The 12,104-nt window shown below is 72.7% G+C and carries 11 protein-coding genes and 1 pseudogene; 4 read left to right on the top strand and 8 right to left on the bottom strand.

What is annotated here, in order from left to right; genetic code table 11:
* The first annotated feature begins 43 nt into the window (after nucleotides 1-43).
* From TN53_RS00300 to TN53_RS00290, 3 genes are all read left to right on the top strand, one after another.
* Nucleotides 44-619 (top strand): TetR/AcrR family transcriptional regulator, encoded by a 576-nt coding sequence (locus tag TN53_RS00300; protein WP_046256205.1) that lies wholly within the window; start codon nucleotides 44-46, stop codon nucleotides 617-619.
* Nucleotides 616-1,908: an MFS transporter gene (locus TN53_RS00295; protein WP_046256204.1), complete on the top strand. Its 1,293-nt coding sequence runs from the start codon at nucleotides 616-618 to the stop codon at nucleotides 1,906-1,908. The genes TN53_RS00300 and TN53_RS00295 overlap by 4 nt, the downstream gene beginning before the upstream one ends.
* A gap of 65 nt (nucleotides 1,909-1,973) precedes the next feature.
* On the top strand, nucleotides 1,974-3,200 hold the full coding sequence (locus TN53_RS00290) for a serine hydrolase domain-containing protein (RefSeq protein ID WP_046256203.1): 1,227 nt from the start codon (nucleotides 1,974-1,976) through the stop codon (nucleotides 3,198-3,200).
* Here the strand turns inward: TN53_RS00290 and TN53_RS00285 are convergent, their stop codons facing one another.
* The 4 genes from TN53_RS00285 to ribA all read right to left on the bottom strand — a co-directional run bounded on the left by TN53_RS00285 (nucleotide 3,201) and on the right by ribA (nucleotide 7,287).
* A complete protein-coding gene (locus TN53_RS00285; protein ID WP_046256202.1) occupies nucleotides 3,201-4,355 on the bottom strand; it encodes a saccharopine dehydrogenase family protein in 1,155 nt (384 codons plus the stop codon).
* Nucleotides 4,348-5,421 (bottom strand): saccharopine dehydrogenase, encoded by a 1,074-nt coding sequence (locus TN53_RS00280; protein WP_046256201.1) that lies wholly within the window; start codon nucleotides 5,419-5,421, stop codon nucleotides 4,348-4,350. Before TN53_RS00280 ends, TN53_RS00285 begins: the two co-directional genes overlap by 8 nt.
* Complete coding sequence (locus tag TN53_RS00275; protein ID WP_046256200.1) at nucleotides 5,418-6,563, bottom strand: NAD(P)/FAD-dependent oxidoreductase; 1,146 nt, start codon at nucleotides 6,561-6,563, stop codon at nucleotides 5,418-5,420. The genes TN53_RS00280 and TN53_RS00275 overlap by 4 nt, the downstream gene beginning before the upstream one ends.
* A gap of 64 nt (nucleotides 6,564-6,627) precedes the next feature.
* The gene (ribA, locus tag TN53_RS00270) at nucleotides 6,628-7,287 is read right to left on the bottom strand and encodes a GTP cyclohydrolase II (protein ID WP_046256199.1); all 660 of its coding nucleotides are present in this window, start codon (nucleotides 7,285-7,287) and stop codon (nucleotides 6,628-6,630) included.
* Between the two features lie 41 nt (nucleotides 7,288-7,328).
* On the opposite strand from ribA, the gene TN53_RS44560 reads away from it, so the two are divergent.
* Nucleotides 7,329-8,099, top strand: a complete 771-nt coding sequence (locus TN53_RS44560; protein ID WP_095046215.1) for a creatininase family protein — start codon at nucleotides 7,329-7,331, stop codon at nucleotides 8,097-8,099.
* A gap of 86 nt (nucleotides 8,100-8,185) precedes the next feature.
* On the opposite strand, the pseudogene TN53_RS00265 reads toward TN53_RS44560, so the two are convergent.
* The 4 genes and pseudogenes from TN53_RS00265 to TN53_RS00250 all read right to left on the bottom strand — a co-directional run.
* A pseudogene (locus tag TN53_RS00265) lies at nucleotides 8,186-9,355 on the bottom strand (lysylphosphatidylglycerol synthase transmembrane domain-containing protein); the annotation flags it as partial.
* Nucleotides 9,352-10,326 carry a class I SAM-dependent methyltransferase gene (locus TN53_RS00260; protein ID WP_420719071.1) on the bottom strand — a complete coding sequence of 325 codons (975 nt, stop codon included), beginning with the start codon at nucleotides 10,324-10,326 and terminating at the stop codon, nucleotides 9,352-9,354. The gene TN53_RS00260 and the pseudogene TN53_RS00265, both read right to left, overlap by 4 nt.
* An 83-nt stretch (nucleotides 10,327-10,409) precedes the next feature.
* Nucleotides 10,410-11,600: a glycosyltransferase family 4 protein gene (locus TN53_RS00255; protein ID WP_046256197.1), complete on the bottom strand. Its 1,191-nt coding sequence runs from the start codon at nucleotides 11,598-11,600 to the stop codon at nucleotides 10,410-10,412.
* Nucleotides 11,597-11,995, bottom strand: coding sequence for a 6-pyruvoyl trahydropterin synthase family protein (locus tag TN53_RS00250; protein ID WP_046256196.1), 399 nt, complete (start codon nucleotides 11,993-11,995; stop codon nucleotides 11,597-11,599). Before TN53_RS00250 ends, TN53_RS00255 begins: the two co-directional genes overlap by 4 nt.
* Nucleotides 11,996-12,104: the final 109 nt, after the last annotated feature.

Below are 12,104 nucleotides of genomic sequence, written 5' to 3'. Positions count from 1 at the left end.
AAGCGGGTAGACACTGTCTACGAGTGACTGGTAGACAGTGTCTATGCATGAACCGGAGAGCGGGCTGCGGGCCCGGCTGGTCGACGCCGGGGTGGAGCTGGTGGCCCGCGAGGGCGTGCAGGCGCTGACCCTGCGGGAGATCGCCCGCCGGGCGGGTGTCTCGCACGGGGCGCCGCGCCGCTACTTCCCGACCCATCTGGAACTGCTGTCGGCCATCGCACGCCGCGGCTTCGGCGAGCTGGCGGAGCGGGCGGAGCAGGCCGACGACGGCACCGCGAGCCCGCGCGGCCGGCTGACGGAGCTGGGGCGGGTCTATCTGCGGTTCGCGCTGGACAACCGCGGCATGTACGAGCTGATGTTCCGTCACGACCTGCTGGAGAGCGGCCATCTGGGTCTCAGGGACACCAGCCTGCCGCTCTTCGGTCGCCTGGTGGAGCTGGTCGCCCTGGCCCGCCCGGACGCGGACGCCCGCCTCGTCGCCGGGGCGTTGTGGGCGAACCTGCACGGCATCGCCCAGCTGTGGGGCTGGGGCAGCCTCCAACTGGCCACCGGCGCGGACGACTTGGCACCACTTCTGCGCAACGCCCTCGACGCGCACCTCGGCCGGGAGGGCGGGTGAACCCTCGTCTCGTCCTCGCGGGCAGCGTCACCGGAGCCGTGATCGTCGCCCTCGACGGCACGGTCCTCACCATCGCCCAGCCCACCCTGCAAAGGGACCTGGACGCCTCCTTCGCCCAGGTCCAGTGGACCAGCACCGGCTATCTCATCGCGGTGGCGAGTCTGCTGGTGTTCGCGGGGCGGCTCGGCGACCGGTACGGGCACCGGCGGCTCTTCGGGATCGGCATGCTCGGCTTCGGGCTGGCGTCGGCGGGCATCGCACTGGCGCCCGGTGTCGGCTGGGTGATCGGACTGCGGGTCGTCCAAGGCGTGTTCGGGGCGCTGCTGCAACCCGCGACCCTCGGCATGCTGCGCGTCGCCTACCCGCCGGACCGGCTCCAAGGGCCCATCGCCGTGCGTACCGCGGCGATCGGGGTGGCCGCCGCGGCCGGCCCGTTGGTCGGCGGAGTACTGGTGGCCGGGTCCGGGTGGCGGGCGGTGTTCTTCGTCAACGTCGTGCCCGCGCTGGTGTTCGGTGTGCTCGCCCTGGCGGTGCGGGAGCCGGAACGGGCCACCGAGGTCCGGCTGGACCTGCCCGGTGCCGCCCTGCTCGCGGTGACGCTGGGATTCCTGGTCCATACGCTGGTGTCCCCGCACTGGCTCGGCCTGGCGGTGACCGCGGTGACCGGCGCCGCCTTCGTACGCCACGAGCGCCGCACCGCGAGCCCGCTGATACCGCGTACCGTCCCCGGCGCACCGCTCGGCGTCCTGGTCGCCGCGTCGGCCGCCCTGTCGGGCACGTTGTTCGTGAGCACGTACGTCCTGCAGTACACGCTCGGCCTGGACCCCTTCCAAAGTGCCCTGCGCTGCCTCCCGTTGGCGGTCCTGATGGTGGCCGCCGCCGCGATGTGCCCCGTGCTCCTGCGCCGGGCGGGCGCCCGCCGCACGGCGGCGACCGCGATGGCGGTCCTCGCCGTCGGGATCCTGGTGCTCTCCCACGCGTCGGGCGCGCTCGCGCTGGGCGCCGGATTCGCGCTGCTGGGGGCGGGGTTCGGGACCGTCATGGTGGCGGCCACCCATGTCGTCGTACGGGAGAGTCCGGTCGGGTCGGCCGGGGTGGCGGGCGGGCTGCAGCAGACCGCGATGAACGTCGGGCCGACGCTCGGGGTGGCTCTCGCCGCCACGGAGGTGTCACTCGTCACGTTCGCCGCTGTCGCGCTGGCGGGCGCGGTGCCGGCGGCGGGTTTCCGTGCCACGATCACCGATCGAGGTCGACCGGGCAACCGCTCGGAGATTCCTGCGCGACGATGAGGTCTGAGGTCGTCGCGGCGGGGTATGCCGGATCGCACCTCGACGAACGCGAGCGGAGGAGAGCGATGGCACAGCTGCGGCAGGAAGTCGACCCGGGTGAGGCCGGACTGGACGCGAAGGCGCTGGACCGCCTCGACCAGCACTTCGCCCACTACGTCGACGAGGGACGCATGCCCGGCTTCCTCGTGGCCGTCGCCCGCGGCGGCCGCGTCGCCCACCTCACGGCGCACGGCCACCGCGATCTCGCCGCCGGACTCCCCGTCGAACCGGACACCCTGTGGCGGATCTACTCGATGACCAAGCCCGTCACCGCGGTGGCCGCGCTGATCCTGGTGGAGGAGGGGAAGCTGTCGCTGGACGACCCGGTCGCCCGGCATCTGCCGGCCTTCGCCGACGCCCGGGTGCATGTCAGCGGCTCGGGCTCCGACATGGTCACCCGGCCCGCCGGACACCCCCTGCTGATACGGCACTTGATGACCCACACGGCAGGCCTGACCTTCGCCTTCTACCACTCCCACCCGGTCGACGCCCTGTACCGAGAGGCCGACCTGGAGTCGTCGGTGGTGCCGGGTTCGACCCTGGCCGAGACGGTCGAGGTGTACGCGAGCCTGCCGCTCCAGTTCGAGCCGGGCACGCAGTGGAACTACTCGGTCTCCTCCAATGTGCTCGGCCGGGTCATCGAGGTGGTGTCCGGGCAGCCGCTGGACGCCTTCTTCGCCGAGCGGGTCTTCGGACCGCTCGGCATGACCGACGCCGGCCTGAGCGTCACGGCCGAACAGGCGGGCCGGCTCAGCGAGTTGTACGGCGAGAAGGACGACGGCGGCATCGAGCCGATCCCCGGGCTCCCGCTCCACGGCCGGCCCCGGTTCCTCTCCGGCAGCGGCGGCATGGCGGCCTCCGCGCACGACATGCACCGCTTCATGGAAATGCTGCGCCGTCGTGGCGAACTCGACGGCACCCGCCTGCTCGCCCCCGAAACGGTGGACCTGATGACCAGGAACCACCTTCCCGGCGGCGCCGACCTGCGCGCCTTCGGCAGCAAACCGGCCCACGACGAGCCCAACAACGACGGGGTCGGCTTCGGTCTCAGCGTCTCCGTGGTGATCGACCCCGCCCGTACGCTCGCACCCACGACCTCGGGCACGTTCGGCTGGAGCGGAGCCGCTTCCACGACCTTCTGGGTCGATCCCCGCCGCGATCTGACCGTGCAGTTCTACACCCAGGTACGGCCGAAATCCCTGAAGCTCAACCCGGACCTCAGGCGCCTGGTGCACGAGGCCGTGATCGAGTGATCAGGCGTCGACGCGCAGAGTGAACTCCACGCCCTCCAGGGCGAGTTCCCGCAGCCACTCCTGCGACCGGGCCGCCGTCTCGGCGGCTCGGCCGAGGCCGGGCGGCAGCGAGCCGTCCAGGACGTGCCGCACGCCGAGGGCGAGGGTGCGGGAGACACAGCGGGCCATCGCGCTCTCCTCCTCGTCCCCCACCAGGTCCAGCAGATAGCTGCCCGACCACGCCTGCCCCGCCGGGCCCCGCACATCCAGCGACACGGCGAGCACGACCCGGTCCCGGTCGGTGTCCGTGGTCGGGTGGGCCGCCGCCAACTCCCGTGCCAGCGCGGCGATCCGGGCGTCGTCACCAGCCTTGAGCTCCTCGAAGACGGCGTCCCAGGCCCGCAGCCACCCCTCAAGGCGCAGGGTGCCCCGCACGAAGGACCGTGCCTTCCAGGCGGGCGGCATCCCGTACTGCTCGACGAACGGCACGCTGTCGCGGTTCGGATAGACCTCGAAGCCCTCCCCGTCGACGACATGGCGCCGGGTCGCCTCCCACGGCCGCGCGGCGGTGGTCTCGGCTCCGTCCTCGATGTAGCGGGCGGGTGAGCGCAGGGCGCCCAGGACTCCGAGGGGCGCCCAGCTGAAGCGGTACCGGAAGTCGTTCGGCACCGCGGGGATGCCGCCGCAGTAGGAGGTGAGGCGGTACGAGGCCGCCGTACCGTCACCGATCGTGTCCCGGGCGCGGGCGACGAGGCTGTGCGCGAAGAGATGGTCGATGCCCGGGTCGAGCCCGGCCTCGGTGAGGACGACGATCCCGGCCGCGAGGGCCGCGGGCACCTGTTCCAGCACGGCGTCCGACACATAGCTGGAACAGGCGAAGTGCGCCTTCCGCGCGACGCACGCGGCCAGGATCCCGGCATGCTCCGGTGCGGGCAGCATCGACACGACGACGTCCCCGGGCGCGAGTTCGGCCGTCAGCGCGACAAGGGTGTACGCGCGGGGCTCGGCGCGGCCGGTGAGACCCAGCCGGTCCAGGGCCTTCGCCGCGCGCTCCTCGGTGCGGTGCCACACCCGCACCCGCTCGGCCGCCGAGCACACCCGGGCCAGACCGCTGCCCGTGGACAGTCCGGTGCCGATCCAGTGGACGGTGCCGCTCGCCGGAACCAGCTCAGACATTCCGCGACTCCCCTTCTACGATGCCCAGTTGCCGGCAGGTCGCACGGAACCGGTCCAGACAGCGCCCCCACGGGCCGCCGGTCCCGAAGTCCAGGAGCAGCGGCAGCAGTTGTCCCGAGAAGCCCTCGCTGGAATCCTTCGGCAACAGCGACGGCAGGTTGTCGATGGCGATGAGGTCGAGAGGGGGGCGCGGGGGCTCCCCCTTGCGGAGTCGGCGTACCGGCTCGTCCCAGTCGGTGGTGCGGTCGTAGACCGGCAGGACGTTCAGGGGGGAGCCGACGTCGCAGGTGACGTCGGAGAGGGTGCGCAGGCGGCGGGTGAGGGCGTCGAGGTCGGCTTCCTGGAGGAAGGGCGGGACCGGCGTGGTGGCGAGGACGCAGTTCACCATCACGTCGTGCGCCAGCAGAGCCGCGCGGTCCAGGTCTCGGGTCTCCGCCAGGTCCCAGCAGGTGGGGTCGAGCCCGGCGGCCTGGAAGGCGACGCGGGCGCCGCGGCCGCTGCGGCCCAGGGCGCCGATGACAAGTGCGGTGAACTCCTCGTCCCCGGCAGCGGGCCGGAGGATCTCGTCGAGCTCCTCCTTCGAGGTGGGCGTGAGCGGTGCGACGAGCCGGCCCCGGTGCTGGAGCACCGCCAGGGCCGCGCCCAGATAGCCCGCCCAGTAGCCGAAGGCGGCGAGCCGGCGTCCGTGGTCGTCGACGAGGTACTCCAGGTCCAGGAGTGCCCCTCCCCCGGCGGCGAACCGGCGGAGCAGGTCCGCGGCGCCCGGCTGCTGCTTGTAGGCGTGCCCGAAGAAGATGTGCCGGTGCGTCAACTCGGCCGGTGTGCCGGGGAGTTCCTTCAGACCGAGGACGACCGCCGTCGGCGGCGCCGCCACCCATGAGCCCGTGGGCGCGACCCGGGCGCCGACAGCCTCGTACTCCTCGATCGGGAAGATCCGCTGCGGGGACTCCTCGACGGTCAGGGTCGCCCCGCTCTCGACGAGCCTGCGCGCGTCGGACGGCACGACCGGTGTGCGCCGTTCGGTGGGACGGTCCTCGTGGCGCAGCCACAGATGGAGCTCGGTCATACGCGGTTGGCCTCCGGGCGCGGGGCGTCGGCCGCGAACCGGCCGGCGTTCAACGGGCTGACGTCCACGAAGGGTACGCGGCCCAGGCACAGGTCACGGACGACCTCGCCGACGGCCGGTCCCTGGAGGAAACCATGACCGGAGAAGCCGGTCGCATACAGAAAACGGGATACCGAAGTCGCCTCGCCGATCAGGGCGTTGTGGTCCGGGGTGACCTCGTACAGGCCCGCCCAGCCGCCGGTGCGACGCAGGTCCAGGAGGGAGGGGGCGCGGTGCTCCATGGCGGCGGCGAGGCGGGGGATCCAGCGGTCGTGGGTGTCGGTGGCGAAGCCGGGGCGCTCGTCGGGGTCGGACATGCCCAGCAGGAGGCCGGGGCCCTCGCGGTGGAAGTAGAGGGTGCTGCTGAAGTCGATGGTCATCGGCAGGCCGGGCGGCAGGCCCTGGACCGGCGCGGTGACCGCGATCTGGCGGCGCAGCGGCTCCACCGGCAGATCCACGCCGACCATCTTCCCGATCGCGCGTGACCAGGCGCCGGCCGCGCAGACCACCGTGTCGGTGCAGATGGTGCCGAGCGTCGTCTCGACGGCCCTGATGGTGTCGCCCTGCACGGTGATGCCGGTGACCTCGGTGTGCCGCAGGATGCGGGCGCCCAGGGCGCGGGCGGCGGAGGCGTAGCCGTGGACGACGGCCTCGGGGGTGCAGTGGCCGTCGTCCGGCGAGAAGGCGGCGGCCAGCAGCCCGTCGGTGCTGATCAGCGGGGAGAGCGTGCGGGCCTCCTTCGGGGTGAGCATGCGGCTGGGCACGCCGAGGGAGTTCTGCAGTCGCACCCCCGCCTCGAAGGAGGCCACGTCCTCGGGCGTCGACAGCAGGAACAGATAGCCGACGCGGTGCAGGCCGATGTCGTGGCCGACCTCTTCCCGGAACCGGCCGAACGCCTCCAGGCTGCGCGCGCCGAGCAGCACGTTGAGGGCGTCGGAGAACTGGGCCCGCACCCCTCCGGCCGCCTTCGACGTGGACCCGGAGGCCAGTTCGTCGCGTTCGACGAGGACGATGTCGCGGACACCGGCGGCGGCGAGGTGGTAGGCGATGCTCGCGCCGATCACTCCGCCGCCGATCACCACGGCGTTTGCCTGCGTCCTCACGAGCGAGCCTCCCAGGGATGTCGGGGCCGGTCCCCTCTTCCTGTCCGGACGCCGGTGCCCGTAATCAGGACAGGTGGGCCACCGCGTCCAGATGCGGCAGGTGGTGGTCCAGCCGCTCCCGCTTGGTGCGCAGGTAGGTGATGTTGCTCTCGCACGGCGCTATCAGCAGCGGGACGGTCTCGGCGACCTCGATGCCGTGGCGTACCAACGCCTCGCGCTTGTCGGGGTTGTTGGACATCAGCCGCACCGAGCGCACGCCCAGGTCGTGCAGCATCCCGGCGGCGACCCCGTAGTCGCGGGCGTCCACCGGCAGGCCGAGGGCGAGGTTCGCCTCGACGGTGTCCAGGCCCTCCGCCTGCAGGGCCATGGCGCGCAGCTTGGCGAGCAGTCCGATGCCGCGGCCCTCGTGGCCCCGCAGGTAGACGACGATGCCGCTGCCCTCGGCGACGACGGCCTTGAGGGCCGAGTCGAGCTGTTCGCCGCACTCGCAGTGCCGGGAGCCGAAGGCGTCACCGGTCAGGCATTCGGAGTGCAGCCGGGTCAGGACCTCGTCCGTGCCGATCTCGCCGTAGACCAGGGCCACTTGCTCGTCACCGCGATCGTGGTCGAGGTAACCGACCGCCCTGAATTCACCGTACACGGTGGGCAGCGGAGCATTCACGACGCGTTCCACGCCCGTACGCTGTGGGGTCTTCTTGCCGAGTACGCCAACTTTTTCTGTCATGATTCTCGAGTTCCTAAGCAGAGACGAAAGGCCGTGAAAGAATGAGTGGTTCGCAAACGCGGTCGGCGGAGCACGGTACGTTGCCGGCGGACACCACGGAAGACGTACGGGCGCGGGGCGAGGGTGTCTCACGACAGGTCGCCGTCCTTCCCGTCGGGAGCTTCGAACAGCACGGCCCGTTCCTTCCGCTGGCGACCGACACGCTCGTCGCCTGCGCCGTCGCCCGGGAGATCGCCGCGGCATACCCGGTGCACCTCCTCCCTCCCGTGACGATCTCCTGCTCGCACGAGCACGCGGCGTGGGCGGGAACCGTCAGCATCTCCTCGGTGACCCTTCACTCGGTGATACGGGACATAGCGTCTTCGCTCCGCCGGTCCGGCGTCGAGACGCTGGTCGTGGTCAACGGGCACGGCGGAAACTACGTACTGGGCAACGTCGTTCAGGAATCCTCCGCCTGCGGCGAGCGAATGGCGCTGTTCCCGGCCCCGGAGGACTGGGAGACGGCCCGGGAGCAGTCGGGGGTGGTCACCTCGCTGCTCACCGACATGCATGCGGGGGAAATCGAGACCTCCATCCTTCTGCACGCTCATCCCGAATTCGTCCGACCCGGTTATGAGACCACCGATTTCGTCGCCGACGACCGACGTCATCTGCTCACCCTCGGTATGTCCGCCTATACCGATTCCGGTGTCATCGGCCGTCCTTCGCTGGGTTCGGCGGAAAAGGGCAAAGCGCTGTTGGCGAGCCTGACGGAATCCTTCGGCACGTATTTCTCACTGCTCACCTCCGACGACGATTCGGCGCGCGGATAGCGGGCGAGCAGGACGATGACGCCGGGCAGGCTGGCCGCCAGCGAGAGCACCCCGTAGACGACGGCGACGGCCAGCCCGCTGCCGGCGCCCAGACCGGCGGCGCCGAACGCCCAGGCGGTGACGCCCTCGCGCGGGCCCCAGCCGCCGACGTTGAGCGGCAGGCCCATGGCGAGCAGGGCGAGCACGGCGATCGGCAGCAGGACGGCGACGGAGGCGGCGGAACCGGCGACGCGGGCGGCGAGCACGAACATCGCGAGGTGTCCGGCGAGGACGACAGCGGAGGACAGCACGACACCGGGCCCGTTCTGCCGCGACAGCAGTCCCTCGCGGGCCTCGCGCAGGGCCTTGCCGGCCCGTGAGGGCGCCCGGTTCATCCGCAGGGCGAGCACGACGGCCAGCGCTCCCAGCGTGGCGAACACGAGCAGCGGCGCGAGATGGCGGGCCTGGGAGAGCACCGGTGACGGCATGGTCAGCAGCACCGCGGCGCCGACGACCGCCAACGCGAGCTGCCCGGCGACCCGTTCGAGGACGACGGCCCGCACACAGCGCCCGAGCTCCTGGGTGCTGCGCCCGTGCCGTACCGCCCGGTGCACATCGCCGAGAACGCCACCGGGCAGGGCGGCGTTGAGGAACAGGGCCCGGTAGTACGAGGCCACGGCCGCACCGAGCGGCAGCCGGATCTTCAGGCCCCGGGCGACCAGCTGCCAGCGCCAGGCGCTGAAGACGGTGGTGACCACGCCGATCCCGAGCGCGGCCAGCAGGGTCGCCCCGTCGATCCGGCGCAACCCGTCGAGGAAGACGCCGGTGCCGAGCCGCCACAGCAGAACGGCGAGGATGACCACGCCGACGGCGCTGCCGACGTGGGTGCGTACGGCGGGCGACTTGAGGCGGGCGAGAACGTTTCGCCACCAGGAGGCGCCGGGGGCGGCCGGGGCGGTGTCGGGCCGGGGGGCGGAGACGATCACGCCGATGCGGTCCCCGGAGACGGCGACGGGCGGCGGCGGGACGGCCTTGGCGGGCGGGAGGGCGAGGGTGGCGGAGCCGGCCTCGGGACGTGCCCCGCCGGTCGCCGTGTCGGCGTACCGTTCCGCCACCGCCGTACGCGCCGGGAAGCCGGCCACGCCCAGCACCGACGCGGTCGCGTCCACCGGCGTCACCGCGACGCGGCCGCGCCCCCGGCTCACCCCGGCCCACCGCCTGCGTCGGCCCGGCCCCCGCAGGCCCGCGTGGGCCGCCCGTACCGTCTCCACGCTCATGCCGCCCCGCCCGTCGGGCGGGACAGTGCCAGTAGGTCGGTGTGGTGGACGACCACGCTCAACTCGCCCGCCTCGCAGGCCTCCAGCCGGGCGCGGAGGTAGCGGTCCGCGCGCTCGCGCAGCTCCGGGCGCTGTTCCACCGCGGCGCCGACCCAGCCGCGCAGCCACTGGGCCGTGAGCGCGGACTCGGCGGGGCCCAGCCGCCAGGGGCTCGGGTTCAGCCGTACCGTCGCGCCGAGTTCGGAGAAGGCCTCGCAGGCCACCGTGACCGCATCCGGGCCGAGCAGGCCCGAGCGCCGCTGGTGGGCGTTGAACGCCTCGGCGATCTCGGTGTCCATCGGGTCGGACGGGGTGAAGTCGACGCGGCCGGCCACGGAGAGCGTGAGCAGGGCCGGGCAGCCGGCGCCGGTGCAGGCGGCGGCCAGGGTCTCGATCTCCTCGCGGGTGAGGACGTCCAGGAGTGCGGAGGCCGTCACCAGGGAGGCACCCGCGAGGGCGTCCGGGGTCAGCCGGCCGACGTCACCGCGCCGGGTCTCGACGGTGACCCGGCTGCCGTCCGCGGCGACCCGCGGGGAGGCGACGGCCGCGAAGTGCAGGAGGTAGGGGTCGCGGTCGTGCAGCACCCAGTGCTGGGGGCCGTCGAGGCGGGGCGCGAGCCAGCGGCCCATCGACCCGGTACCGCACCCGAGGTCGTGCACGGTCACCCCGGCCTTGCCGGGCAGGTTGGCGAGCCGGATCCGCAGCGGGTCGAGCAGATCGAGCGAGCGAGCGCCGGCATCGGCGGGCTCCCGCAGCTCCAGCCACTCGGGCGCGTACCGGGGCTGCTCCTCGGGCCCGTCCTCGCGCAGCCGTACGGTGGGCCGCTCACCGGGGCGGGCGGCGGGGCCGGCGCCGGGGATCACGGACTCCGTGTCGGTGCCGGGGTCGGCGGACGCCGATGACACCGAGGACGTCGGGGTTTCGCCGGCCATCTCGGACTCCACCCCTGCCACGTCCCTCGGTCCCGCCTGCGCCGGAATCCGTCCCGCGCGCTGTGTCGTCGTAGCCGTCTTCCTCATGCCGCCCTCCTGGGTTCGCTCGGCAGTCGGCCCAGTACTCCGGCCAGGCTGCGGGCCGTGGTCGCCCAGCCGTCCAGGGCGGCCCGCCGGCCCCGGGCAGCCGCCTTCAGCCGGCGTCGTACGTCCGCCTCGCCGAACCAGCCGCGCAGCTCCGCGGCGAGGGCGGCGGGGTCCTCCGGCGGGACGAGGATGCCGGGCACGCCGCCGTCGGGGGCGCGGCCGACCGCCTCGGGGAGACCGCCGACGTCGGTGGCCAGCACCGGGATGCCGCGGGCGAGGGCCTCGGTGACCGCCATGCCGTAGGTCTCGGCGTAGGAGGTGAGGACCATCAGGTCGGCGGCGGCGTAGCTGGCGTCGAGTTCGGCGCCGGCCTGCGGTCCGGCCAGGTGCAGTCGGTGTTCCAGGCCGTACTTCGCGATCAGGGACCGCAGGTCGGCCACGTATTCCGGGTCCTGGCCGAGGCCGCCCACGCACACACAGCTCCACGGCAGGTCCCGGACCGCGGCCAGCGCCTCCACCAGGCGGTGCTGTCCCTTGCGGGGTGTCACCGCGGCGACGCACAGCAGCCGGGAGAGGCCGTCGGTGCCGGAGGCGAGGGGGGCGATGTCGGCGCCGGGGGCGGCGACATGGACCCGGTCGGGGGCGAGGCCGTGGTGGGAGACGAGGCGGCGGACCGCCCAGTCGCTGGTGGCGACGACCGCGGGGACCGCGCGGAGCACCGCGCGCTCCTTCGCGTCCAACTCGGCGGCCAGGACGGGGTCGAGGCCGGTCTCGTCGCCGAGCGGAAGGTGGACGAGGACCGCGAGCCGCAGCCGTTCCGCCTCCGGGACGACGATCTCCGGGACGGCGCAGGCGAGCAGGCCGTCCATCAGGACCACGGTGTCGTCCGGCAACCCCCGCAGCACAGCGGCCAGTTCCGCTCGGGCCGAGGCGCCGGGCCGGGGCCACTCGCCCGAAACCGCGTGCTTGTGGACCTGCCAGCCGAAGCCCGGCAGGTCCAGACTCACGCGCCGGTCATAGGCGTTGCCGCCGCTCGGGGCGGCCGGGTCGTCGACACCGCCGGGCATGACGAAGTGCACGTCGCGCAGAGCCATGGGGACGATGTCCGCGTTCTTGAGAGCCGAATGCTGCACGGGCACATAGCCCAGGGCCGCCTGCGGGGCCTTCTCCAGGGTCACGTCGGTCACAGCGCACGCTCGTAACTCGCCCACGCGACATGCGACTCGTGCAGGGTGACGGCGATCGCTGCGATGCCCCGGGCGCCCTCGCCCAGCGCGCCCTTCTCGATCCGCTCGGCGAGCCGGTCGGCGATGACCTTGGCCAGGAACTCCGTCGACGTGTTGATCCCGGCGAAGTCGGGCTCGTTGTCGAGGTTTCTGTAGTTGAGCTCGGTGACGACGGCTCCGAGTTCCTGCGTGGCCAGTCCGATGTCGACGACGATGTTGTCGTCGTCCAACTGCTCCCGCCGGAAGGTGGCGTCCACGAGGAACGTCGCTCCGTGCAGGCGCTGCGCGGGTCCGAAGACCTCGCCGCGGAAGCTGTGGGCGATCATGATGTGATCGCGGACGGTGACACTGAACAACGGACGACCCTCCAGGTGCGGCACGTCTGATCCCCCCGGCTGATCGCCGGCGGGGATGCCGGGTTATACGGCTCCTCGCTTCCCCGCGTTCAGCCGTCTCTCACTCTTT

This window comes from Streptomyces sp. WM6386 (genome assembly GCF_000972385.1).
Taxonomy (GTDB): Bacteria; Actinomycetota; Actinomycetes; order Streptomycetales; family Streptomycetaceae; genus Streptomyces.
This window is presented reverse-complemented; position numbering and strand designations above follow the sequence as displayed.

Excerpts from the sequence above, each read along its gene's own strand:
- TN53_RS00300 (WP_046256205.1), top strand. The coding sequence starts at position 44 with ATGCATGAACCGGAGAGCGGGCTGCGGGCCCGGCTGGTCGACGCCGGG.
- TN53_RS00290 (WP_046256203.1), top strand. The coding sequence starts at position 1,974 with ATGGCACAGCTGCGGCAGGAAGTCGACCCGGGTGAGGCCGGACTGGAC.
- TN53_RS00285 (WP_046256202.1), bottom strand. The coding sequence starts at position 4,355 with ATGTCTGAGCTGGTTCCGGCGAGCGGCACCGTCCACTGGATCGGCACC.
- TN53_RS00280 (WP_046256201.1), bottom strand. The coding sequence starts at position 5,421 with ATGACCGAGCTCCATCTGTGGCTGCGCCACGAGGACCGTCCCACCGAA.
- ribA (WP_046256199.1), bottom strand. The coding sequence starts at position 7,287 with ATGACAGAAAAAGTTGGCGTACTCGGCAAGAAGACCCCACAGCGTACG.
- TN53_RS44560 (WP_095046215.1), top strand. The coding sequence starts at position 7,329 with ATGAGTGGTTCGCAAACGCGGTCGGCGGAGCACGGTACGTTGCCGGCG.
- TN53_RS00260 (WP_420719071.1), bottom strand. The coding sequence starts at position 10,326 with ATGGCCGGCGAAACCCCGACGTCCTCGGTGTCATCGGCGTCCGCCGAC.